The organism is Methylobacterium sp. TK26, assembly GCF_055361565.1.
Genome location: NZ_CM143965.1, coordinates 885,397 through 908,436, shown reverse-complemented (window position 1 = coordinate 908,436; position 23,040 = coordinate 885,397). Strand labels below are relative to the sequence as shown.

At 71.1% G+C, this 23,040-nt stretch carries 22 protein-coding genes and 1 pseudogene; 16 read left to right on the top strand and 7 right to left on the bottom strand.

Going from position 1 to position 23,040, the window contains the following annotated elements; genetic code table 11:
• Positions 1 to 26: 26 nt before the first annotated feature.
• Together thiD and thiE are read right to left on the bottom strand one after the other, a co-directional pair.
• Positions 27 to 833, bottom strand: coding sequence for a bifunctional hydroxymethylpyrimidine kinase/phosphomethylpyrimidine kinase (gene thiD / locus ACXJ1Y_RS04480; RefSeq protein WP_463848948.1), 807 nt, complete (start codon positions 831 to 833; stop codon positions 27 to 29).
• Positions 830 to 1,546 (bottom strand): thiamine phosphate synthase, encoded by a 717-nt coding sequence (gene thiE, locus ACXJ1Y_RS04475; protein ID WP_463848947.1) that lies wholly within the window; start codon positions 1,544 to 1,546, stop codon positions 830 to 832. The genes thiD and thiE overlap by 4 nt, the downstream gene beginning before the upstream one ends.
• Before the next feature lie 217 nt (positions 1,547 to 1,763).
• On the opposite strand from thiE, the pseudogene ACXJ1Y_RS04470 reads away from it, so the two are divergent.
• The 4 genes and pseudogenes from ACXJ1Y_RS04470 (at position 1,764) to ACXJ1Y_RS04455 (ending at position 5,886) form a co-directional block, all read left to right on the top strand.
• Positions 1,764 to 3,269, top strand: a pseudogene (locus ACXJ1Y_RS04470) (ABC transporter substrate-binding protein).
• 62 nt (positions 3,270 to 3,331) lie between these two features.
• Entirely contained in the window at positions 3,332 to 5,266 is a 1,935-nt protein-coding gene (gene selB, locus ACXJ1Y_RS04465) for a selenocysteine-specific translation elongation factor (RefSeq protein WP_463848946.1), read from the top strand.
• Positions 5,267 to 5,338: 72 nt separating this feature from the next.
• Entirely contained in the window at positions 5,339 to 5,635 is a 297-nt protein-coding gene (locus ACXJ1Y_RS04460; protein WP_243952880.1) for an FAD assembly factor SdhE, read from the top strand.
• A gap of 11 nt (positions 5,636 to 5,646) precedes the next feature.
• On the top strand, positions 5,647 to 5,886 hold the full coding sequence (locus ACXJ1Y_RS04455; RefSeq protein WP_463848945.1) for a hypothetical protein: 240 nt from the start codon (positions 5,647 to 5,649) through the stop codon (positions 5,884 to 5,886).
• A gap of 6 nt (positions 5,887 to 5,892) precedes the next feature.
• On the opposite strand, the gene ACXJ1Y_RS04450 is transcribed toward ACXJ1Y_RS04455, so the two are convergent.
• Both ACXJ1Y_RS04450 and ACXJ1Y_RS04445 read right to left on the bottom strand, forming a co-directional pair.
• Positions 5,893 to 6,240, bottom strand: a complete 348-nt coding sequence (locus ACXJ1Y_RS04450; RefSeq protein WP_463848944.1) for a BrnA antitoxin family protein — start codon at positions 6,238 to 6,240, stop codon at positions 5,893 to 5,895.
• The gene (locus ACXJ1Y_RS04445; RefSeq protein ID WP_243952877.1) at positions 6,224 to 6,502 is read right to left on the bottom strand and encodes a BrnT family toxin; all 279 of its coding nucleotides are present in this window, start codon (positions 6,500 to 6,502) and stop codon (positions 6,224 to 6,226) included. The genes ACXJ1Y_RS04450 and ACXJ1Y_RS04445 overlap by 17 nt, the downstream gene beginning before the upstream one ends.
• 161 nt (positions 6,503 to 6,663) lie before the next feature.
• Between ACXJ1Y_RS04445 and mfd the strand changes: the two genes are divergently transcribed.
• The 12 genes from mfd to ACXJ1Y_RS04385 all read left to right on the top strand — a co-directional run bounded on the left by mfd (position 6,664) and on the right by ACXJ1Y_RS04385 (position 20,149).
• Positions 6,664 to 10,260, top strand: a complete 3,597-nt coding sequence (gene mfd, locus ACXJ1Y_RS04440; protein ID WP_463848943.1) for a transcription-repair coupling factor — start codon at positions 6,664 to 6,666, stop codon at positions 10,258 to 10,260.
• Between the two features lie 213 nt (positions 10,261 to 10,473).
• Positions 10,474 to 10,794 carry a GIY-YIG nuclease family protein gene (locus tag ACXJ1Y_RS04435; protein WP_463848942.1) on the top strand — a complete coding sequence of 107 codons (321 nt, stop codon included), beginning with the start codon at positions 10,474 to 10,476 and terminating at the stop codon, positions 10,792 to 10,794.
• Between the two features lie 147 nt (positions 10,795 to 10,941).
• Entirely contained in the window at positions 10,942 to 11,793 is an 852-nt protein-coding gene (locus tag ACXJ1Y_RS04430; protein ID WP_463848941.1) for a manganese catalase family protein, read from the top strand.
• A gap of 95 nt (positions 11,794 to 11,888) precedes the next feature.
• A complete protein-coding gene (locus ACXJ1Y_RS04425) occupies positions 11,889 to 12,254 on the top strand; it encodes a metal-sensitive transcriptional regulator (protein WP_463848940.1) in 366 nt (121 codons plus the stop codon).
• 59 nt (positions 12,255 to 12,313) lie between these two features.
• The gene (locus ACXJ1Y_RS04420; RefSeq protein ID WP_463848939.1) at positions 12,314 to 13,615 is read left to right on the top strand and encodes an AmpG family muropeptide MFS transporter; all 1,302 of its coding nucleotides are present in this window, start codon (positions 12,314 to 12,316) and stop codon (positions 13,613 to 13,615) included.
• Between the two features lie 168 nt (positions 13,616 to 13,783).
• Positions 13,784 to 14,911, top strand: coding sequence for a DUF2778 domain-containing protein (locus tag ACXJ1Y_RS04415; protein WP_463848938.1), 1,128 nt, complete (start codon positions 13,784 to 13,786; stop codon positions 14,909 to 14,911).
• Between the two features lie 172 nt (positions 14,912 to 15,083).
• The gene (locus ACXJ1Y_RS04410) at positions 15,084 to 15,584 is read left to right on the top strand and encodes a cupin domain-containing protein (protein WP_463848937.1); all 501 of its coding nucleotides are present in this window, start codon (positions 15,084 to 15,086) and stop codon (positions 15,582 to 15,584) included.
• Positions 15,585 to 15,797: 213 nt separating this feature from the next.
• Positions 15,798 to 16,136, top strand: coding sequence for a preprotein translocase subunit YajC (gene yajC / locus ACXJ1Y_RS04405; protein WP_463848936.1), 339 nt, complete (start codon positions 15,798 to 15,800; stop codon positions 16,134 to 16,136).
• An 89-nt stretch (positions 16,137 to 16,225) separates the two neighbouring features.
• Positions 16,226 to 17,830 carry a protein translocase subunit SecD gene (secD, locus tag ACXJ1Y_RS04400; protein ID WP_342164469.1) on the top strand — a complete coding sequence of 535 codons (1,605 nt, stop codon included), beginning with the start codon at positions 16,226 to 16,228 and terminating at the stop codon, positions 17,828 to 17,830.
• A gap of 79 nt (positions 17,831 to 17,909) precedes the next feature.
• On the top strand, positions 17,910 to 18,851 hold the full coding sequence (secF, locus tag ACXJ1Y_RS04395) for a protein translocase subunit SecF (protein WP_463848935.1): 942 nt from the start codon (positions 17,910 to 17,912) through the stop codon (positions 18,849 to 18,851).
• Positions 18,852 to 18,863: 12 nt separating this feature from the next.
• Positions 18,864 to 19,262, top strand: coding sequence for an Mth938-like domain-containing protein (locus ACXJ1Y_RS04390; RefSeq protein WP_463848934.1), 399 nt, complete (start codon positions 18,864 to 18,866; stop codon positions 19,260 to 19,262).
• The gene (locus tag ACXJ1Y_RS04385; protein ID WP_463848933.1) at positions 19,262 to 20,149 is read left to right on the top strand and encodes a phytoene/squalene synthase family protein; all 888 of its coding nucleotides are present in this window, start codon (positions 19,262 to 19,264) and stop codon (positions 20,147 to 20,149) included. Before ACXJ1Y_RS04390 ends, ACXJ1Y_RS04385 begins: the two co-directional genes overlap by 1 nt.
• 62 nt (positions 20,150 to 20,211) lie before the next feature.
• Here ACXJ1Y_RS04385 and ACXJ1Y_RS04380 read toward each other — a convergent pair whose 3' ends face one another.
• From ACXJ1Y_RS04380 to serS, 3 genes are read right to left on the bottom strand one after another with little or no spacing between them, the layout of a single operon-like run.
• Entirely contained in the window at positions 20,212 to 20,856 is a 645-nt protein-coding gene (locus tag ACXJ1Y_RS04380; protein WP_463848932.1) for a protein-L-isoaspartate O-methyltransferase family protein, read from the bottom strand.
• Entirely contained in the window at positions 20,853 to 21,617 is a 765-nt protein-coding gene (gene surE / locus ACXJ1Y_RS04375) for a 5'/3'-nucleotidase SurE (protein ID WP_463848931.1), read from the bottom strand. Before surE ends, ACXJ1Y_RS04380 begins: the two co-directional genes overlap by 4 nt.
• The gene (gene serS / locus ACXJ1Y_RS04370; protein ID WP_463848930.1) at positions 21,617 to 22,936 is read right to left on the bottom strand and encodes a serine--tRNA ligase; all 1,320 of its coding nucleotides are present in this window, start codon (positions 22,934 to 22,936) and stop codon (positions 21,617 to 21,619) included. The genes surE and serS overlap by 1 nt, the downstream gene beginning before the upstream one ends.
• Between the last annotated feature and the right edge of the window lie 104 nt (positions 22,937 to 23,040).

Here is a 23,040-nt window from a genome sequence, read left to right as displayed (position 1 = left end):
CAAGGTTTCGGCGGGGGCGATGCACATCAGCCGCGCTCACCCCACCAGGCGTGGAAATGGTGGACCGGCCCGTGGCCGCCGCCGATGGCGAGTTCGTCGGCGGCCAGGATCGCGGCGGTGAGGTAATCCTTGGCGGCGGCGACGGCCTCCGGCAGGGGCAGGCCCCGGGCGAGGAGCGCGGCGATGGCCGCCGAGAGGGTGCAGCCGGTGCCGTGGGTGTTGCGGGTCTCGACGCGCGGGGCGGCGAGGCGGCGCTCGATACCCTCGGCGGTGGCGAGGTAATCGACGCTTTCCGGCCCGGTCCCGTGCCCGCCCTTCACCAGCACCGCCCGCGCCCCGAGGGCGAGGAGCCGCTGCGCCAGGACGGCGCCGTCCTCCTCACTATCGTCGCCGAGGAGGACGGCGGCCTCGGGGAGGTTCGGTGTCACGAGATCGACCTGCGGCAGCAGGCGCTCGCGCAGCACGGCCACTGCCTCGTCGGCGATCAGCCGGTCGCCGCTGGTGGCGATCATCACCGGATCGAGCACCACCGGAATCCCGGTCGCGTGGCGGGCGAGGCCGTCGGCGACGGCGAGGATGACCTCCGGCCGGGACAGCATCCCGATCTTCACCGCGCCGACCGTCAGGTCGGAGAACACGCTCTCGATCTGCCGGGTGACGAACTCCGCCGGCACCTCGTGGATGGCCTGGACGCCCCGGGTGTTCTGCGCCGTCAGGGCGGTGACGACGCTGGCGCCGTAGACGCCGAGCGCCGAGAAGGTCTTGAGGTCGGCCTGGATGCCGGCGCCGCCGCCGGAATCCGAGCCCGCCAGAGTGACCGCGATGGCCGTCATCGGTGCGCTCCGCGCTCGGCGAGGGCGGCGTCGATCAGCCCCCGCAGGTGGCGGGCATTCTGGCGCACCGGCTCGGCGCCGAACAGGGACGAAATGACGGCGACCCCGTCCGCCCCCGCCGCGATCACCTGCGCCGCGTTGCCGGCGTCGATGCCGGCGATGGCCCCGACCGGCAGGCCCGGCCCCCGCGCCAGCCGCGCCCGGAACAGGATGCGCGACAGCCCGTCGAGGCCGACCGGCGGGTCCGGGTTGTCCTTGCTCGTCGTGGCGAAGACCCCGCCGATGCAGGCGTAATCCACCGGGAGCCGGTAGAGTTCGTCCGCCTGGGCGGCGGTCTTCACGGTGAGGCCGATGATCGCCTGCGGCCCCAGCAGCCGCCGCGCGTCGGCCGGGTGCAGGTCCGATTGGCCGAGATGCACCCCGTCCGCCCCCGCCGCCAGGGCGAGGTCGACGCGGTCGTTCACGAGGAGCGGCACCTGCCCGCCGATCGCGGCGCGGATCGCCCGCAGGCGCTCCACCGCCGCGCGGGCATCCGCGATGTCCTTCTCGCGGTACTGGAGCAGGGTGCAGCCGCCCGCCACCGCCTCGGCGCCGAGGCGGCCCAGGACCGCGCCGTCGCCGCCGCTCGCGCCGGTATCGAGGAGCCCGTAGAGCCGCAGGTCCACCGCCCGCGCCCCGGCCTGCGCCCTGCCCGTCATCCCGCCCGGTTCCATCACCGCCTCCGCCAGCCCGGCCCCCGCCCCACGCGGGTGCCCTGCGGTCCGATGGTGTTTGGGTGCCCGAAGCCGGCTTGGCAAGCGACCTTGGCAATCGACCTTAGCAAGTTGCCCCGGCGAGCCGGCCCGGAAGGTCGATTGCGCGCGACCGATTGCGCCCTATCATAGATTGCGCACCGCCAATCCGGCGGCCGTCCCGCGCGCCACGCGGGCGATGACAGGAGGAAGCATGGACGCGCATGCGACCGGGGATCCCGGAGGCGGCGGCGCCTTTGGCCCCCACAACACGGTGACGGTCGTCGATCCGTCGCCGGTGAACTGGCTCTCCATCACGTGGAACACGATGGAGGAGGCCAACCGGGTCGATCACGAGGGAATCGGCCAGCCGAGCCTCGCCGAATCCTGGCGCTGGCTCGATGGGGAGACCCTCGAACTCACGATGCGCGAGGCCGTCTACCAGGATGGCGAGCGCTTCGATGCCGGCATGTTCAAGCTCGGCTTCGACAAGGTGCAGGAATGGACCAACCCGCATCCGCCGGGGGCCTTCCTGAACTTCGCCCGCGACGTGACCTGCGAGGCGGTGGACGACCGCACGGTCCGCATGCGCTTCCCCGGCGGCGATTCCGCCGCGCTGATGAAGCTGCGGGGCATGCACCTGCCCTCGACGCGGTTCTGGAACGAGTGGGGCTTCATCGACCCGAAGACGGGATCGGCCGAAGGCCATTGGTGAGTGATCGACGCGCCCGGTCCGTGGGGGACTGGCCCGTTCGTGCTCACCGAGGGTGTCTCGCTGATCGATTCCCGCTCCGACAGGGTCGTGATGGAGCCCAACCCGACCTACTGGAACCCGGCCCGCAGGCCGAGCGTCCGCATCGTCTACGACAACGTCATCGGCAAGGCGGAGGGCATCCGCTCGGTGGCTTCCGGTGACGGCCGCGTCGACGTGGTGTTCGACCTGACGCCGGACGAGGCGAAGGCCTTTCCGCCGAGCGACAAGGGGAAGATCCAGACCAAGAAGGCCAAGACGATCCTGACGGGCGTCTTCAACGAGAACCGGCCGGATTCGCCCTGGCGCGACCCGGCGGTGCGCAGGGCGCTCAACCTCGCCATCGACCGGCAGGCGGTGCTCGACCAGGGGGCGCATGGCTACGGCACGGTGATCCCGGCCTTCATCCAGCCCGGCCGCTACGGCGCGGATCCCGGCATGACGCCGTTCCCGCACGATCCCCAGGCCGCGAAGGCGGTGCTGGAGAAGGCGGGGCTCGGGGGCCGGGCGCTCGTGTTCGTCGCGTCCCCCGCCTGGACAGGCGTGGTCGAGGCGATCGGCCGGAACCTCGCGGAGATCGGCCTCTCGGCCCGCTTCGTGAGCGACCGGGGCGACCTGCCGGAGGATTTCGACGTCAAGCTCGAATGGTACTTCGACTGGACGCCGCAATACCCGGTCGCCTGCGTCCACCGGGAGTTCTTCGGCAAGGACGCGACCCTGCGCCAGGGCCCGGAGGATCCCGCCTTCGACGCCCTCTACGACACACTCCTGCACACCGCAGAGCCGGCGGCGCAGGAGGGCGTGGTGCGGGAGGTGGAGCGCTACCTGCAGGACGAGGCCAAGGCCCTGTTCCTGTACTCGCCCTTCACCCTGTTCGCGGTGTCGGAAAGGGTGGCCTTCACGCCCTACGACACCTGCATGTCGGAACTGGCCGAGACCCGGATCAAGGGCTGACACAAGGCGGCGCGGAGTGGATCCGCGCCGCCCCTCCCATCCACGACGCGAAGTCCAAAAGAATGATCGTCGCGACGGCGGGGCATATCGACCACGGCAAGACGGCGCTGGTGAAGGCGCTGACCGGAATCGATGCCGACCGGCTGCCCGAGGAGAAGGCCCGGGGCATCACCCTCGATCTCGGCTTCGCCTATGCCCGGCGGGGCGCCCTCTCCCTGGGCTTCGTGGACGTGCCGGGCCACGAGCGGCTGGTGCGCACCATGGTGGCCGGGGCGACGGGAGTCGATTGCGCCCTCCTCGTGGTGGCCGCCGACGACGGCGTGATGCCCCAGACCCGCGAACACGCCGCCATCCTCGACCTCTTGGGCCTCTCGCGCGGGATCGTCGCCCTCACCAAGGCCGACAGGGCCGGGCCGGAGCGGATCGCCGCCGTCACCGAGGCGGTGCGCGCCCTCCTCGCCGGCACCGGCCTCGCGGGGGCGCCGATCCTGCCCTGCTCCGCCCTCACCGGCGCCGGCATCCCGGAGGTGCTGGCCCGGCTGGAGGAGGCCGGCGACGGGGCGGCCCCGCGCGGGGCCGAATCCGAGCGGGGCTTCCGCCTCGCCATCGACCGCTGCTTCAGCCTGCCAGGCGTAGGCCTCGTGGTGACGGGGGCCGTCCATGCCGGCACGGTGCGGATCGGCGACCGGGTGCTGGTGTCGGCAAAGGGTATCGAGGCGCGGGTGCGCGGCATCCATGCCCAGGGCGAGGTCGCGGAGGAGGGCCGGGCTGGCGAGCGCTGCGCCCTCAATCTCACCGGGCCGCGCCTGTCGCGCGACGACATCCACCGGGGCGAGTGGGTGCTCGCCCCCGCCCTGTCCGGCTGGGCGACGCGCCTCGACGCGCGGATCCGCCTGCTGCCGGGGGAGGCGCGGCCCCTGCGCCACCGGGCGGCGGTGCAGGTCCATTGCGGCGCGGCCGGCGTGACCGGACGGGTGCTCCTCGCCCCCGAGGCGCCCGCCATCCCACCGGGGGGCGAGGCCTTCGCGCGGATCGCCCTCGACGCTCCTCTTCATGCCCTCATCGGCGACCGCCTCGTCCTGCGCGACGCCGCCGCCGCGCGCACGATCGGCGGCGGCCGCGTCATCGACGCCGACGGGCCGCGCCGGGGGGCGTGGCTCCCCGCCCGCCGGGCCGTCCTCGCCGCCCTGGCCGAGCCCGACGATGGAACCGCCCTCGCCGCGCTGCTCGACGCGGAGCCGGCGGGGCTCGATGTCGGGCGCTTCGCCCGCCTGCGCAACATCCCGCCGCCGGCCCTGGACCCCCTGCTCGCCGGGTGCGCCGCGCGGGTCGTGGACACGGCGGCGGGGCGCCTCGCCTTCCCCGCCGCGCGGGTCGTGGATCTGGAGGCGCGGCTCGTCGCCCTGTTCGAGGCCCGCCACACCGCCGAGCCCGACAATCCCGGCCTCTCGGCGGACGAGGTCGCGGCCGACCTGTCCGCCGCCGACCGGCCCCTCGCCCGCCTCGTCCTCGACGGGCTCACCCGGGCCGGGGCGCTCGCCCGGCGGGGCGCCCTGCACCACCGGCCCGGCCACGAGGCGCGCCTCGCCCCCGCCGACGCGGCGCTCTACGCGGAGATCCGCGCGGTGGTGGAGGCGGCCGGGCGCGACCAGCCGCGCCTGCATCTCCTAGCCGAACGCCTCGGGCGGGAGCCGGAGGCCGTGCGCGCCCTCCTCGACAAGGTGGGGCGCATCGGCTGGCTGCGGCGGGTCTCGAAGGCCTATTACCTCCCGCCGCCGCTGCTGGCCGACCTCGCCCGGATCGCCGAGGCGGTGGCGGGCGAGCATCCGGAGGGGTTGCTCACCGTGGGGCGGTTTCGCGAGGCGGCCGGGATCGGCCGCAACATGACGATGCCGGTGCTCGAACATTTCGACGCGGTCGGCTTCACCGCGCGGATCGCGGACGGGCGGCGCCTGCGGGCGGGCTGGCGCGACCTGTTCGGCGCGGATGCGCCCTGACGCGCACTGGATACCGCCGGCCCGCAGGCGTATCTCACGGGGCATCCTTGTGAACGGAAAGGTTTGGGACTCATGTCCGGCACCACCCGTACGAGCGCCGACCTCGACCCCCGCCGCCGCCGCACCCTGTTCCGGGCGTGGCACCGGGGCATCCGCGAGATGGACCTGATCATGGGCCGCTTCGCCGACGCGGAGATCGGCGACCTGTCCGAGAGCGAACTCGACGAGTTCGAGGCGCTGATCGAGGTGCCCGACCGCGACCTGTTCAAGTGGCTGACCGGCGAGGCCGAGACGCCCTCGAACTACGACACGGCGGTGTGGCGGCGCCTGCGCGACTTCCACCGCCACGACGCGCCGATCCATTCGTGAGGGAGCCCGCGATGAGCGAGGAGAGCAAAGTGCCGAAGGCCCCCTACGACCACCCGGCCCGCTCCATCGCCACCGAGCTGGTGGTGCGCGTGATGCTGGAGATGCTGGAGCGCTCCGACCCGACGCTGCGCGCCGAGATCCTGCGCCAGGCCGGCACCCGCGCCGCCGCCATGACGGCGGGCATGCCCAACGCGGAGTTCTTCCGCGGCCGGGTGGAGATGGCGCTTCAGGAGATCATGGCGAAGGAGTGAGGTCGCTCAGCCGGCCTTCTCGTTGGCCCGCATGTAATGCCGGAGGACGGCGTTGATGCGGGTCTGGTAGCCGCGCCCGTCCTGGCGGAAGAAGCGCAGCACGTCGCTGTCGAGCTTGATCGAGATCGCCTCCTTCGCCGGCATCGGCGCCAGCGCCCCATCCCAGAAATCGTCGTCCAGGGCGGGGTGGTCGGGATCCGAGGCCGCCATGGATTCGATCTCCGCCTCGGTCAGGGCGGCGAGCTTGGCGTGATCGCTCCGCCCCTCCGTGGGCCGATAGGACCCGTCCGGTTGGCGACGCAGCAGCGTTCCGTCCGACAGGCGGGTGAAGAGGATCTCAGAGGCGTTCGCCATAGCGTGCCCGCTCCTTCCGGTTGGCCGGCCAGGCGGTGACGAGCCACGTCACCGGCCCGCGCATCGTGTAGACGACCGTATAGACGCCGCCCAACGCCGCGCCGACCGTGACCCTTCGGACCTCGCCGTAATCCCGCCGGGCATCGACCACGTCGAGCCGGTCTGGATCGGAAAACACTTCGGCCATGTCGAGCAGGTCGAGATGCCGCTCGCTCAGCAGAAGGTGGCGTTTGCCGGGATCGCAGCCGAACAGCCGTTCCATGACCGCGTAATCTATACCCGAATCTATACCCGTGCCAGCGATGTGGCCGCTGCGGCCCGCAGGCGCATCCGGAACCCTGGATCGGCGCGGCGCGATGGGCTAACGCCCGCCTGATCCGTGGACGCCGCCCCGGCGGACGAACATCCCGCGAACGAGCCCCGATGGCCAAGCCTCAACCGAAGCCGCAGCCGGCTGCCCCCAAACAGCAGACCGCCCGCTTCGCCCTGCCGAAATCCTCCGCCCTGGCCAAGGCCATGGACGCGCTCAAGCGCGGCGACAGCCCGACGCTGGCCGGCGTGCCGGAAGGGTTCGACGCCGTTGTCGCCGCCGACCTCGCCCGCGCCCTCGCCCCCGAGGCCAAGGGGCCGGCGGTGCTGGTCCATGTGGCGCGTGATTCGGGGCGCTCGGCCTCGTTCCAGGCGGCGCTCGGCTTCGCCGCCCCCGAACTCGACATCATGTCCCTGCCCGCCTGGGACTGCCAGCCCTACGACCGGGTCTCGCCGACGACCGGCGTCGCCGCCCAGCGGGTGACGGCGCTGGCCCGCCTCGCGCGGACGCGCTCCTCCGAGGAGCGCCCGCGCATCCTCTGCACCACGATCAACGCCCTGGTGCAGCGGGTGCCGCCCCAGGCGCACATCGCCCGCGAGACCTTCTCGGCGGCCATCGGCAACGTCGTGAAGATGGACGACATCGTCGCCTGGGTGGAGGCGAACGGCTTCCTGCGCACCGGCACCGTCCGCGATACCGGCGAATACGCCGTGCGCGGCGGCATCCTCGACCTGTCGCCGCCGGGCCTTGCCGCCCCGATCCGCCTCGACTTCTTCGGCGACACGCTGGAATCGATCCGCGCCTTCGATCCCGAGACGCAGCGCACCACCGGGCAGCTGCGCTCCCTCGACCTCGTGCCGATGAGCGAGGTGCAGCTCACCACCGAGACGATCCGGCGCTTCCGGCAGAACTACATCCAGAGCTTCGGCGCCGCGACCCGCGACGACCGGCTCTACGAGACGGTGAGCGAAGGGCGCCGCTATGCCGGCCTCGAACACTGGATGCCGCTGTTCTACGACCGGCTCGACACCCTGTTCGACTACCTCGCCGGGGTGCCCCTCCTCCTCGACCCGCAGGTGGAGGAGGCGGCGGCCGAGCGCATCGCCCTGGTGCAGGATTACTTCCAGGCCCGCGAGACCGCCCTCAAGCAGCCGCAGGCGGGCGTGGCGCCCTACAAGCCGCTGCCGCCGCGCGCCCTCTACCTGATGCAGAACGAACTGAAGGAGCGCCTCACCACCGCCACGGTGGCGCGGATGACGCCCTTCGACCAGCCGGATTCGGAGGCGCGCACGGTCATCGATTGCGGCGCCAAGCCCGGCCGGAGCTTCGCCCCCGAGCGGGCGGACGAGCATGCCGGCGTCTTCGACGCGGCGGTCGCCCATATCCGCGACCTGCAGGGATCCGGTCATCACGTGATCCTTGGATCCTGGTCCGACGGCTCCCGCGACCGGCTCTGCGGCGTGCTCGCCGACCACGGGCTCAGGAAGCCGGTGGCGATCACGCGGCTCGCGGACGTCTACGCCCTCAAGCGCGGCACCGACACGGCGGTGGCGGTGTGGGGGCTGGAAGCCGGCTTCACCGTCGGCGAACTCGCCGTGGTGTCCGAGGGCGACATCCTCGGCGACCGTCTGGTCCGCCAGAAGCGCAAGGCCAAGCGGCCCCAGGACGTGATCCTGGAGGTCCAGGCGCTGCAAACCGGCGACCTCGTGGTCCATGCCGACCACGGCATCGGCCGGTTCATCGGCCTCAAGACGATCCACGCGGCCGGCGCCCCGCACGACTGTCTGGAGTTGCAATACAACGGCGGCCAGTTGCTCCTGCCGGTGGAGAACATCGAGCTCCTGACCCGCTACGGCTCGGAGGATTCGGAAGTCGCCCTCGACCGGCTCGGCGGCGGCGCGTGGCAGGCCCGCAAGGCCAAGATGAAGCGCCGCATCCTCGAGATGGCGGGCGAGCTCATCAAGGTCGCGGCGCAGCGCTTCGTGAAGAAGGCCCCGGTCCTCCACGCGCCGGAGGGGCTCTACGGCGAGTTCGCCGCCCGCTTCCCCTTCGAGGAGACGGAGGATCAGGCGGGCGCCATCGAAGCGGTGTTGGACGACCTCAATGCCGGCCGCCCGATGGACCGGCTGGTCTGCGGCGATGTCGGCTTCGGCAAGACCGAGGTGGCCTTGCGGGCCGCCTTCGCCTGCGCCATCGCCGGCAAGCAGGTGGCGGTGATCGTGCCGACGACGCTGCTGGCCCGCCAGCATTTCCGCACCTTCGCCGAGCGCTTCAAGGGGCTGCCGGTGCAGGTGGCGCAGCTCTCGCGCTTCGTCTCGGCGGCCGAGATGAAGCAGACCCGCGCCGGCCTCGCGGCGGGCACCGTCGACATCGTGGTCGGCACGCACGCGCTGCTCGCGAAGAACATCGCCTTCAAGGATCTCGGCCTGCTGATCGTGGACGAGGAGCAGCATTTCGGCGTCTCCCACAAGGAGCGGCTGAAGGCGCTGCAGGCGGACGTTCACGTCCTGACCCTCTCGGCGACGCCGATCCCACGCACCCTGCAGCTCGCCATGACCGGCGTGCGGGAACTGTCGATCATCGCGACCCCGCCGGTGGACCGGCTGGTGGTGCGCACCTTCATCACGCCCTTCGACCCGCTCTCGATCCGCGAGGCGCTGCTGCGCGAGCGCTATCGCGGCGGGCAGTCGTTCTACGTGGTGCCGAGGATCGAGGACCTTGCGGAGGTCAAGAAGTTCCTCGACGCGGAGATGCCGGAGATCAAGGTCGCGGTCGCCCACGGCCAGATGGCGGCGGGGCAATTGGAAGACGTGATGACCGCCTTCTACGAGGGCAAGTTCGACGTGCTGCTCTCGACCACGATCGTGGAATCGGGCCTCGACATTCCCACCGCCAACACGCTCATCGTCCACCGGGCGGACATGTTCGGCCTCGCCCAGCTCTACCAGCTGCGCGGGCGCGTCGGGCGCTCGAAGGCGCGGGCCTACGCCCTGTTCACGACCCCGGCCGGGCGGCAACTGACCCCGCAGGCCGAGCAGCGGCTGAAGGTGCTCCAGGGCCTCGACACTTTGGGCGCGGGCTTCCAGCTGGCGAGCCACGATCTCGACATCCGCGGCGCCGGCAACCTGCTCGGCGACGCGCAGTCCGGCCACATCAAGGAGGTCGGCTACGAGCTCTACCAGCAGATGCTGGAGGATGCGGTCACGGCCCTCAAGGCGGGCATCGAGGACGTGCCGGAGGAGGCGTGGTCCCCGACCATCGCGCTGGGCGCCCCGGTCACGATCCCGGAGGAGTATGTCGAGGACCTGTCGGTGCGCCTCGGCCTCTACCGTCGCCTCGCCACCATGCAGGACGATGCCGAGATGGAGGCTTTCGGCGCCGAGATGATCGACCGGTTCGGGCCGCTGCCGCCGGAGGTGGAGCAACTGCTCAAGATCGGCACGATCAAGATCCTGTGCCTCAAGGCCAACGTGGAGAAGGTCGAGGCCGGGCCGAAGGGCGTGGTCGTCCACTTCCGCGACCGGTCCTACGCCAACCCGCAGGGTCTCGTGGCCTTCGTCGCCGAGCAGGCCTCCTTCGCGAAGGTGCGGCCGGACATGAGCGTGGTGTTCGTCCGCGACCTGCCGTCGGTCCAGTCCCGGCTGAAGATCGCCACCGACGTGCTGCGCAACCTCGTGAAGATCGCCGGGCGGGGGAAGAAGGCGGCGTAGGGGCCGTAACATTCTCCCCACCAACTCGCCTCATCCTGAGGTGCCCGCGGCAGCGGGCCTCGAAGGAGGGCTCCAGATAGCAGTGCGATCCCTGGAGCCCTCCTTCGAGGCCGCCGCTTTGCGTCGGCACCTCAGGATGAGGGGGGGGAATGGGAGTAGGCGTAGCAGCAGCGGGTGCTAAGCTTTTCGTCCTGTGATCGGACGAATCGGGCTATGAGCGCCTTCGTGTATATCCTGCGCTGTTCGGACGGCAGCTATTATGTCGGTTCGGCCCGTGGCGAGAGCCTCGATCGGCGTCTGAGCGAACATCAGGTTGGGATGTACGAGGGTTACACCAGCAAGCGCCGGCCCGTGACCCTCGTCTACGCCGAGCACTTCGACCGCATCACCGATGCCATCGCCGCGGAGCGACGGCTCAAGGGATGGAGCCGGGCCAAGAAGGAGGCCCTGATCGCAGGCGATTGGGGCTCTCTCCAAGCGCTGGCCAAACGCCCAACCGCACGACGCCATTTCCCCTCACCCCCCTCAGGATGAGGCGGGTGAGGGAAAACGCACTCTTTCCCCTTTTCTCCCCCGGCGCACCGAACCTTCCCGGATCCGCGAGGTTCAACCCTTGAGACCGGACGATACTCCCCCTGAGTACCATCCCGGTCCGCTGCGCATTCGCAGGGAGGAACCTCCATGTTCTATTTCGACAAGCGCCTTCAGTATCCCGTGAAGGTCGAGAACCCCGATCCGATCTACGCGCGCATGCTCCAGCAGGCGATCGGCGGGGTCGAGGGTGAGATCCGGGTCTGCATGCAGTACTTCTTCCAGGGCTGGGGCGCCCGGGGGCCGACGACCAAGTACCGCGACATGCTCCTCAACACCGCCACCGAGGAGATGGGCCATATCGAGATGCTGGCGACCGCCGTCGCCCTGAACCTCGAGAACGCCCCGACTGCTCTGCAGGAAGAGGGCGCGGCAGACGGCGTGGTCGGCGCCGTCATGGGCGGGGGCAACGCCCGCCACACCATCGAAGGCATGCTGCACCGGCACGTCCTCTCGACCGGCATGGCCGCCTTCCCCGCCAATTGCGAGGGCGTGCCCTTCGACATGAGCCACATCTACGCCAGCGGGAACCTCGCGGCGGACATGTACTGCAACGTCGCCGCCGAGAGCACCGGCCGCGTCCTCGCCGTGCGCCTCTACAACGCCGCCCACGATGCCGGCATGAAGGACATGCTGCATTACATGATCGCCCGGGACACGATGCACCAGCAGCAATGGCTCGCGGTGATCGAGGAACTCGGCGGCCACCAGGGCGCCCTGCCGATCCCGAACTCCTTCCCGCAGGAGAAGGAGGACAGCGAGAACGCCTACAATTTCTACGTCAGTTCCGTCGACGGCACGACGCCGGAGGGGCGCTGGACGAAAGGCCCGTCGCTCGACGGCAAGGGCACCTACACCGTGTTCAAGAACAAGCCGCTTGGCGAGGAACCCGTCCTCGGCCCGGCCCGGCCCGACAGCGGTGCCCAGACCGAGCAGATGTAAGCCCGACCCCGCCGCCCGGTGCGTGCCGGGCGGCGGCACCCCCGTCTCGTTTCAACCTATGATACGGAGGCTCGAGTTTTCCGAACGGGGCGGGGATGTCGAGCGAGACCGTAGAAGAGACCGTGAACGAGACCGGGGACGACATTCGCGGTGATGTGGTCGGCGACCGGATCCTGCTGAAGCGGGGCGCGGCGGCCAAGCGTCCCCTCATCCAGCGGTTGAACCGGATCGAAGGCCAGGTCCGGGGCCTGCGCAAGATGATCGAGGAGGACCGCTACTGCCTCGATGAGGTGCAGCAGATCAACGCCATGACGGCGGCGCTGCGCGAGGTCGCCATGGCGATCATCGCCCAGCATGTCACGGCCGGCGTGAAGCTCGCGGCCGACCCCGAGACCTCCGAGGACGTGGCGCTCGCCGACGTCACCCGTGTCCTGCGGGCGGCGATGCGCCTCGACACCTAGCCGGACCGTTGCAACCGGGGGCCGAGTCTGGCTCTCTCCGCCCGGCGGGGGATGGTGCGATGGCGGATACGATGCGGGCCGGGACGGCGCCGGCCGACAGGCCGGGCCTATTCGCGCCGCTCTTCACCGATATCCGCGTGGCGGCGGTGCTCGGCCTCGGCTTCGCGCAGGGGATGCCGTTCCTCCTCGTCTACGCGACGCAATCGGCGTGGCTCAGCGAGGCGAAGGTGCCCCTGGCGACCATCGGGCTGATGAGCGAACTGACCATCGCCTACAAGTTCAAGTTCCTCTGGGCCCCCTTCCTCGACCGCTACGATCCGCCCCTCCTCGGGCGCCTCCTCGGGCGGCGGCGGGGCTGGATCGTCGCCGCGCAGATCGCCGTGGCGGCGGCGCTCGCGGGCGTCGCCTTCGGGGATCCCGCCCACTGGCTCGCCTGGACGGTGGCCTTCTCCCTGGCGCTCGGCGTCGCGGGGGCGACGCAGGACATCGTGGTCGATGGCTGGCGCATCGCCGTGGCCCCGCTGGAGCGGCAGGCGCTGATGTCGTCCTGGGCCGAGATCGGCTTCCGCTGCGGCAACCTCGCGGCGGGCGCCGGGGCGCTCTACCTCGCCGACGCCTATGGCTGGCGCGTCGCCTATCTCTGCATGGCCGCGCTCATGGCGCCCGGCACCGTCGCCGCGCTCCTGGCCCCCGAGCCCTCGACGGAGGGGCAACCCACCCGCGCGGGCCTCGTGGAGACCATCTGGGCGCCGATCCGCGACCTCCTCGCCCGCCTCGGGCCGCTCGCCGTGCCGGTCCTGCTGCTGGTGGCCGGGTTCCGGATGCCCGGCTACGTCTCGAACGCCATGGCGATCCCGCTGTTCAAGCAGCTCGGCTACTCGAACACCGACATCGCCACCGTGACGAAGCTGTTCGGCTTCTGGATCGCGCTGGCCGGCACCTTCCTCGCCAGCGCGATCATCCAGCGGGTCGGCATGATGGCGAGCCTGCTGATCGGGACGGTGGCGGCCTCGGCCTCGCATCTCGCGCTGGCCTATCTCGCGTGGCACGGCGGCCATGGCGGCGCGGCCTTCTGGACCTTCGCCGCCAGCGTCGGCATCGACGGGTTCGCCTACGCCTTCGCCTCCATCGTGCTCATCACCTACATGTCGCGCCTGTCGGATTCGCAGCACGCGGCGAGCCAATACGCCCTGCTCACCTCGCTCTGCGCCCTGCCCGGCAGCGTGCTCGCCGGCTTCTCGGGCTTCGTCATCGAGGAGACCGGCTTCCCGCTGTTCTTCGCGGGCACTTCGCTCATCGGCCTGCCGGTGGCCGCCCTCTGCGTGTACGTGGCGCGCCAGCACGGGCCGATGGAGGCCTGAGCGGATTCCGTTCCGGTCTTAGCCGGAGATTAACCCTGATCCCCGCTTAATCGCCCCGGTTGAGTTTTCCCGAACGGGTGTTCCGGCCTGCCCGGCCGACGCGCGCGGATGCGTTCCGCGGCGACGGACGGCGGCTGCCCAACGGGGCGAGCAGGGCCCAGTCACGTCATGTCCAGCATCGCGTATGCCCGCCGCCCGCGTCATCGGCGCTCGAAGCTGCCGGCGCTCGCCTGCCTCGCCGCCGTCGCGGCGGCGGGCTGGACGGTCCTGAACCGCTCGGAGGGCGAGACCCGCCTCACCGTTCCGGCGCAGGAGGCCCAAGCCCAAACCCAGGCTCAAGCTCCGACGCCCGCCCCGGCGCTGCGGCTCCGGCCGGACCTCGCCTGGGTCTTCGCCCCGGCGCCGATCCTCGGGGCCGAGGCTGCCGCCGGCTTCGTCCGCGACCTCCCGGTCCTGGCCCTGAACACGAGCGCCCCGGCGAGCCTGCGGCCGTCCCTGGTCGCGGAGGCCGCGCCCGCCCGCGTCCCGACGCCTGCCGCCGTGACGCCGGTCCGCCGGGTCGCCTCGGCCGATCCGGCCCTGGTGCCGCTGCCCGTCCGCCGCCCGGCCGACCTGCCCGGCCCGGTGCAGGCCCAGGCTCCGGTGCAGGCGGTCCCCCAGGCGCCGGTGCGGATCGCCGCCCGCCGCGCCCTGCCCCGCACCCGCGACGTGTTCCGCGCCGCCATCGCCGAGGAGCCCTCGTTCCTCGAACGCCTGTTCGGCGGCGGCAACGCGACTTCCTCCGGCCAGGGCGCGCCGCAGGCCCTCGCCTATGCCAACCCCGACGCGGTCGCCCCGTCGCGCGGCCGCCTCATCCCCGGCCCCTCGGCCAGCACTTCGGAAGGCACGGCGGTCTACGACATCAGCGCCAGCACCGTGACGCTGCCCAGCGGCGAGGTGCTGGAGGCCCATTCCGGCTACGGCAACCTGATGGACGACCCGCGCTACGTGCATGTGCGGATGCGCGGCGCCACCCCGCCCGGCACCTACGACATGCGGGAGCGCGAGGCGCCGTTCCACGGCGTCCGGGCGATCCGGCTAACCCCCGTGGGCGGAAGCGGCGCGATCCACGGCCGCGACGGCATCCTCGCCCACACCTACATGCTGCGCGCCCAGCCCGGCGCCTCGAACGGCTGCGTCGTGTTCCGCGATTACGACCGCTTCCTGCGCGCCTACCTGCGCGGCGAGGTGCGCCGCCTCGTCGTGGTGGCCGGCAACCGCTCGCCCCGAATCGATCTCGCCGATCGCGGTCGTTAAGCCTTCTGCACAGCGCGAATGCTTAACAATTTGCGGAAACGATAGATAAAAACTCGCGGCGCGCTGTGGATAGGGGTGATTTCTGACTTCGCGGGGCGATCTGAGCGAAAAAGTGCTGGCCAATGTTGCCGGCGCGTTGCAGGAATGTTTCCGACGAACGCGGAAACGTGCCGTGAAGAAGATCATCCTCGCCACCACCCTCTTCTCGCTTGCCGCCGCCGGGGCCTATGCCGAGGCGCGGATCCACGAGGACGGGCGCACCCTCACGAGCACGGCCATCCGGCCGAAGGCGGCCACGTTCCAGCCCTCGCCGATCCCGGCGCAGTGGGTCGTGGCCGGCAACCCGGTCGCCGAGGCGGCGGAGGTGTCGCGCACCGAGGATGACGGCGCGCAGGTCTTCCTGTGGCGGGTGAGCGCCGGCACCTTCAACTGGACGCACAGGTCCGACGAGATCGTCACGATCCTGAAGGGCGAGGTCTTCGTGACCGACGCGGACGGCACCCGCCACCACCTGACCGTGGGCGACGTGGCGCATTTCCCGCAAGGGGCGGTGCAGACCTGGGAGGTGCCGAAGGAGTTGCTGAAGTCGGCGATCCTCAAGCACCGCGCGCCCTCGACGGTCGAGGCGCCCATGCGCTGGATGCGGCAGGTCCGCGCCCTGGTCCTCGGCTGAGCCGCCGGGACCCCTTTCGAACGTGACCATTTGTAACGGCTTCGCACCTCCGCAGGGAGATTCGGAGCCGTTTCCGCGTGGCCGGCGCGGTTCATGCCGTTGCTTTCGGGAGGTCGCTGGCTATAGTCCGCGCGCTTTTCGCCGGGCCTCTCCCCTGCTCAGACGACCCCACGTTCGGGGGCGGGCCGGCCTTCCAGACGCAGGAGATGCACGTTGATCACCCCCGCTTTCGCGCAAGGGGCCGGCGCGACCGCCGCCGGTGGAGCGGAGATCGCCTTCCAGGTGATCCCCTTCGTCCTGATCTTCGTGATCATGTACTTCCTGATCCTCCGGCCGCAGCAGAAGCGGGTCAAGGATCACCAGGCGCTGATCCGCGCCGTCCGCCGGGACGACACCGTCGTCACCAATGGCGGCCTCGTCGGCCGGGTGGTGAAGGCCCAGGACGACCAGCCCGAGATTGAGGTCGAGATCGCCCCGAACGTCCGCGTCCGGGTCGTGCGCACGATGATCTCCGAGGTCCGCGCCAAGGGCGGCCCCGCCAAGGCTGTGTGAGGATGGCCGCCTGAGGCGGCCGTTCCGTTCGGGCATCACGTGAGGAGGCTGGCGCAAGCCGCCGGCCAATCAAGAGAAACGATCCGCCGATGTTGCGCTTCTCCCGTGCGAAGATCGCCGCGACCCTCGCGATCATCCTGGTGGGGCTGGCGCTCGCCGTGCCGAGCTTCTTCTCGCCGGAGCAGCGGAAGGGCTTCCTCGCGAGCCTGCCGCCGTGGTTCCCGCACTGGATCGTGCCGACCCGGGCCATCGTGCTCGGCCTCGACCTCCAGGGCGGTTCGCAGCTGCTCCTCGAAGTCGATCAGAACGACCTGGTCGCCTCGCAGGCCAAGTCCCTGCGCGACGACGTGCGCCGCGTCCTCCAGCAGGAAAGCGTCCGCGCCGACGGCGGCATCCAGCTGCTCCAGCGCGGCGTGCAGGTGAAGGTGACGGACGACGCGGCCCGGGCCAAGGTCCTGCCGAAGCTGCGCGACCTCGCCGCGCCCATCGCCACCGCCATCGGCCAGACCGGGGCCCGCACCCTCGACGTCACCGAGCAGCCGGGCGGCGTGGTGCGCCTGACCCTCACCGATGCCGGCATCGTCGACCGCACCCGCCGGGCGGTGAGCCAGGGCATCGAGGTCATCCGCCGCCGCCTCGATTCGACGGGCACGACCGAGCCCTCGATCCAGCAGCAGGGCGCCGAGCGCATCCTGATCCAGGTGCCGGGCGAGCAGAACCCGGAGCGGCTGGAGAAGCTCCTCGGCTCCACCGCCAAGCTCGAATTCCGCATGCTTGCCGACAGCCCCTCGGGCGACGTCGACATGCTGCCCTCCAAGGACGGCAAGGGCGCCAAGGTGCCGGTGGAGCGCCGGGTGATGGCCGACGGCAGCGAGCTGACCGACGCGCAGCCCGCCTTCGACCAGCAGAGCCACGAGCCGATGGTGAGCTTCAAGTTCAACCTGCGCGGCGCCCAGCGCTTCGGGCAGGCCACGAGCGAGAACATCGGCCGCCCGATGGCCATCGTCCTCGACAACGAGGTGGTCTCGGCCCCCGTCATCCGCTCGGCGATCACCGGCGGCTCGGGCCAGATCACCGGCAACTTCACCGTGCAGCAGGCCAACGATCTTGCGGTCCTGCTCCGGGCCGGCGCCCTCCCCGCCAAGTTCACCGTGGTGGAGCGCCGCGTCGTCGGGCCGGGGCTGGGCCGCGATTCGATCGAGGCGGGCAAGCTCGCGACGCTGGTCGCCGCCGGCCTCGTCGTCTGCTTCATGTTCGCGACCTACGGGACCTTCGGCTTCATCGCCAACATCGCCCTGATGGTCCACGTCGGGCTGATCCTCGGCCTGATGTCGGTGCTGGAGGCCACGATGACCCTGCCGGGCATCGCGGGCATCGTGCTCACCATCGGCACGGCGGTCGATTCGAACGTGCTGATCTACGAGCGCATGCGCGAGGAATCCCGCGCCGGCCGCTCGCTGATCTCGGCCCTCCAGGCCGGCTTCGACCGCGCCTTCGCGACGATCATCGACTCGAACTCGACCATGGCCATCGCGGCCCTGATCCTGTTCTTCATGGGCTCCGGCCCGGTGAAGGGCTTCGCCGTGGTGTTCATCCTCGGCATCCTCACCACCGTCATCACCGCCGTGACCCTCACGCGGATGATGATCGCCCTATGGTACAAGACGTTCAGGCCGAAGGCCCTGCCGTTCTGATTCTCGGGAAGAGGTCGCGCCCCGTGCCGGCTCGATGAGCCGGTGCCGCTGACATCCTCCGCACGTTAGGTCCGACACCATGCGCCTGCTTCGCCTCTGGCCCGATGAATCGCATTTCGACTTCATGCGATTCCGGCGCTTCACCTTCCCGCTCTCGGCGCTGCTCTCGCTGGCGACGGTGGTGCTGTTCCTCACCGTCGGGCTGAACTTCGGCATCGACTTCAAGGGCGGCACCCTGGTCGAGCTGCAGGCGAAATCGGGCAAGGCGGATGTCGCCGCCATCCGCCACACGGCGGCCGCCTTCGGCTACGGCGAGCCCGAGGTGCAGGAACTGGGCAACCAGGGCACCGTGCTGGTGCGCCTGCCGCTGCAGAGCGGCGAGCAGGGCCAGACGGCGGTGATGAACAAGGCGCATGCCGCCTTCGACCAGGATTACGATTTCCGCCGCACCGAGACGGTCGGCCCCCGCGTTTCGGGCGAGCTCGTCCAGTCGGGCACGATCGGCGTCGTGCTCTCGGTCATCGCGGTGCTGCTCTACCTGTGGTTCCGGTTCGAGCGGGAGTTGGCGCTCGGCGCCATCGTCGGCACCCTGCACGACATCGTGCTGACGGTCGGCGTGTTCATCATCACCCGGATCGAGTTCAACATGACCTCGATCGCGGCGATCCTCACCATCGTCGGCTACTCCCTGAACGAGACGGTGGTGGTGTTCGACCGGACCCGCGAACTCATGCGGCGCTACAAGACCATCCCCACCGTCGAACTACTCAACCTGTCGATCAACTCGACCATGTCGCGCACGGTGATGACCTCGATCTCCTCGGCCCTGTCGCTGCTGGCGCTGGTGCTGTTCGGCGGCGAGGCGATCAACGGCTTCGCCGTGGTGATGCTCTGCGGCGTTCTGATCTGCACCTACTCGGCGATCTTCGTCTCGACTCCGGTGTTGATCTATCTCGGGTTGATGCTGTCGGGCGCCCGGGCGGCTTCCGAGCGGTCCGGCCTCCCGCAACCGGCGGAGTAGCTGTTTCGGGACATGGCAGAGCGGGAGCTTCCGGCAAACTTCGATTCCGGCTTCGTGCCGGGGCGGCACATCATCGACACCTACGGCAATGGCGGCTTCCGCTTCGCCGGGATGTCGCATCGCGGCTCGATCCTGCTCCTGCCCTCCGGCGTGCGCGCGTGGCCCGTCGAGGCGCCCCGCGAGATCGACCGGACTTCGCTCCGTCCGGTGCAGGCCGAGGCCGGGGACATCGAGTTGCTGCTCGTCGGCACGGGGCTCGACATCGCGGCGATCGACCCCGCCCTGCGCGGCTGGCTGAAGGATGCGGGCGTCGGCCTCGACGTGATGCAGACGGGGGCCGCCGCGCGGACCTACAACATCCTGGTGGCCGAGAACCGCAAGGTCGCCGCCGCCCTGATCGCGGTTGCCTGATGGCGGAGGCGGCGCGGGATCAGACGGCAGCGGCCGAGACCGGGCTGCCCTTCGCGCAGAGCCATTGCGAGGCGCTGGTGCGCGAGGGCGATCCCGACCGCTACCTCGCCACCCTCTTCGCCCCGGCCGCCGCCCGGCCGCATCTCTTCGCCCTCTACGCCTTCAGCCTCACCGTCGCGCGGGTGCGCGAGGCCGCCACGAACCCGATGGCGGGGGAGATCCGCCTGCAATGGTGGCGCGACGCCCTGCAGGGCGAGGCGCGCGGCGACGTGAAGGCCAACCCCGTCGCGGCGGCGCTGGAGGAGGCGATCAAGGCCAACCGCCTGAGCCGCCAGCCCTTCGTCGATCTGATCGACGCCCGCGTCTTCGACCTCTACGAGGACCCGATGCCCCGGGTGAACGACTTGGAGGGCTATTGCGGCGAGACCGCTTCGGCCCTGTTCCGCATCGCGAGCCTGATCATCGGCGGGGGCGCCGAGCCCGGCGGCGCGGCGGCGGCCGGGCATGCCGGCGTCGCCTACGGCATCACCGGCCTGCTGCGCGCCCTGCCCTGGCATTCCCGCGCGGGGCAGGTCTACCTCCCCACCGACATCCTCGGCCGCCACGGCGTGACCCGCGAGGACATCGTGACCGGACGCGGCGGCCCCGGCCTGCGCGGCGCCTGCGCGGACCTGCGCGACCTCGCCCGCCGCCACCTCGCGGCCTACGAGGCCGGTCGCCCGACCATCGCCCCCGCCGCCCACACGGCCTTCCTGCCCATGGCGCTGGTGGAGCCCTACCTCACGGCGATGGACCGGACCTCCTACGACCCGCTCAACACGGCCGTGGACCTCCCGCGCTGGCGCCGTGTGTGGCGCCTGTGGCGGGCCTCGCGGGCGATCCGGTAAGGGGCCGCAGGGCGCTGCCCTGCACCCGCCGAAGGGCACGGCCCTTTAGGAACCCCGGACTTTCAGAGCACCCGCGCCAGCCCCGGCATCAGGGTGGCGAGGCGGATCGGCGGGCCAATGTCCGGGGTGCCGTCCGCCGCCACGGAGGCGAGGCGGCATTGGCCGTCCACGGTAAGGCCGGTGACGAGGCGTCCGCCCGGTTCCAGGGCCGCGAGCCAGTGCTCCGGCACCGCCTCCACGCAGCCGTTCACGAGGATGCGGTCGAACCCGCCGTCCGGCAGGGACGGCGCCAGGGCGTCGGCCTGGACGACATGGACCCCGGGCAGGTCCGCGAGGCGCGCGGCGGCGTCCTCCGCGAGGGTGCGGTAGCGCTCGAGGCTCAGCACCGCGCCCGCCCCGAGGCGGTCGAGGAGGGCCGTGACGTAGCCGGAGCCAGCGCCGATCTCCATCACCCGCTGGCCGGGTTCGAGCTTGAGCCGCGTCAGCATCGCCGCCACCGACGAGGGGGCCGTCATGGTGGCGCCGCAGGGCAGCGGCAGGGCGATGTCCCACCGCGCCTGCTCCCGGTGCGCCTCCGGGGCGAAGGTCTCGCGCGGCACCCGCTCCATCGCCCGCAGCACGGCGATGTCCCGGAGGCCCTTCTCGCGCAGCGCGAGGACGAAGGCGGCGTCGCCGATGGAGCCCGCCTCGTCCCGCGCGGTGGTCATTCCGCGAAGGCCTGGGCGAAGCGGGTGAGCGTCGGCTCGTCGGTGAGGTCGAGGCGCAGCGGCGTCACCGAGATGCGCTTCTCCGCGATGGCTTTCAAATCCGAGCCGTGGCCCGGCTCGAACCGCGCCTTGGCGAAGGCGAGCCAGAAATACGGGTTGCCGCGCCCGTCGACGCGGGCGTCGATGGAGAGCAGCGCCTGATTGCGGAAGCCCTGCGCGGCCACGGCGACGCCCTGCACCTCCCCCGGCTCGCAATCGGGGAAGTTCACGTTCACGAGGATGCCCGGCTCGATCCCCGTGTCGAGGATCTTGCGCACCACCTTCGCCCCGTGGGTACGGGCGCAATCCCATTTCAGGGCCTGCCGCCCGCCCGCGCCGTAGGCCTGGCTGAGGGCGATGGAGCGCACGCCGAGGATGGTGCCCTCCATGGCCGCCGCGATGGTGCCGGAATAGGTCACGTCCTCGGCGACGTTCTGGCCCCGGTTCACCCCCGAGAGCACGAGGTCCGGACCCTGCTCGGCCAGGATGTGGCGGATGCCGAGGATCACGCAATCGGAGGGCGTGCCCTTCACCGCGAAGCGCTTCTCCCCCGCCTGCCGCAGCCGGAGCGGGTCGTTCAGCGAGAGCGAGTGCGAGACGCCGGATTGGTCGCTCTCCGGCGCCACCACCCAGACGTCGTCCGAGAGTTCGCGGGCGATCTCTTCCAGGGTGGCGAGTCCCGGGGCGTGGATGCCGTCGTCGTTGGTGACGAGGATGCGCATCAGCGGGGTCCTTCGATCCGGTGGAGGCCGCCCATGTAGGGCACGAGCACGGACGGGACCGTGACGCTCCCGTCGGGGTTCTGGTAGTTCTCGAGGACGGCGATGAGCGCGCGGCCGACCGCCACGCCCGAGCCGTTGAGGGTGTGTACGAAGGCCGGCTTGCCGTCCTTGCCCCGGTAGCGGGCCTGCATGCGCCGCGCCTGGAAATCGCCGCAGACCGAGCAGGAGGAGATCTCCCGGTAGGTCCGCTGACCCGGCACCCAGACCTCGATGTCGTAGGTCTTCTGCGACGCAAAACCCATGTCGCCTGTGCAGAGGGTCATCACCCGGTAGGGCAGGTCGAGCTTCTTCAGCACCGCCTCGGCGGAGGTGAGCATCCGCTCGTGCTCGTCGGCGGAGGCCTCCGGCGTCGTGATCGAGACCAGCTCGACCTTGTTGAACTGGTGCTGGCGCAGCATCCCGCGCGTGTCCCGCCCCGCCGCCCCGGCCTCGGCCCGGAAGCACGGGGTGAGCGCGGTGAAGCGGAGCGGCAGCTCCTCCTCGCGCAGGATCGACTCGCGGACGAGGTTCGTCAGCGGCACTTCCGCCGTGGGGACGAGCCAGCGGCGGGGCTGCTCGCCGGCTGCGGCCCCGCGCAGGGCCTCCCCATCGAGCACCGCGAACTGGTCGTCCTCGAATTTCGGCAGTTGCGCCGTGCCGAACATCGCCTCGTCGCGGACCATGATCGGCGGGGCGACCTCGGTGTAGCCGTGCTCCTGCGTGTGCAGGTCGAGCATGAACTGGCCGAGCGCCCGCTCCAGCCGGGCGAGCTGGCCCTTCAGCACCACGAAGCGGGAGCCGGAAAGCTTGGCGGCGGTCTCGAAATCCATGAGGCCCATGGCCTCGCCGAGTTCGAAATGCTCCTTGCCCTCGCTGAGCCGCTCGCGGGTCGAGGCGTGGCTGCGGTACTCGACGTTGCCGTGCTCGTCGGCGCCCTCCGGCACGTCCGCCTTGGGGCGGTTGGGGATGGCGGCAAGGCGCGCGTCGAGAGATTCGGCGGCCTTGCCTTGCGCCTGCTCCAGGCCCGGCCCGGCCTCCTTGAGGGCGGCGACCTCTGCCATGAGGGCGGCGGCGCGCGCCTCGTCCTTGGCCTTCTTGGCGCCGCCGATCTCCTTGGCGAGCGCGTTGCGGCGCTCCTGGTTCGCCTGGGCGGCCGAGACGGCGCCCTTGCGCGCCTCGTCGAGGGCGATCAGCTCGGCCGAGAGCGGGGCGAGGCCCCGGCGGGCGAGGTCGCGGTCGAAGGCGTCCGGGTTCTCCCGGATGGCGCGGATGTCGTGCATCGGATCGGCTCGGGTGGGGTCACTGGAATGTGGCCCGCGCTGGCCCCGCTTTGCCGCATCGCGCCGGATGGGACAAGCGGGCGTGCCTTTCGGTGGCCGCCGCC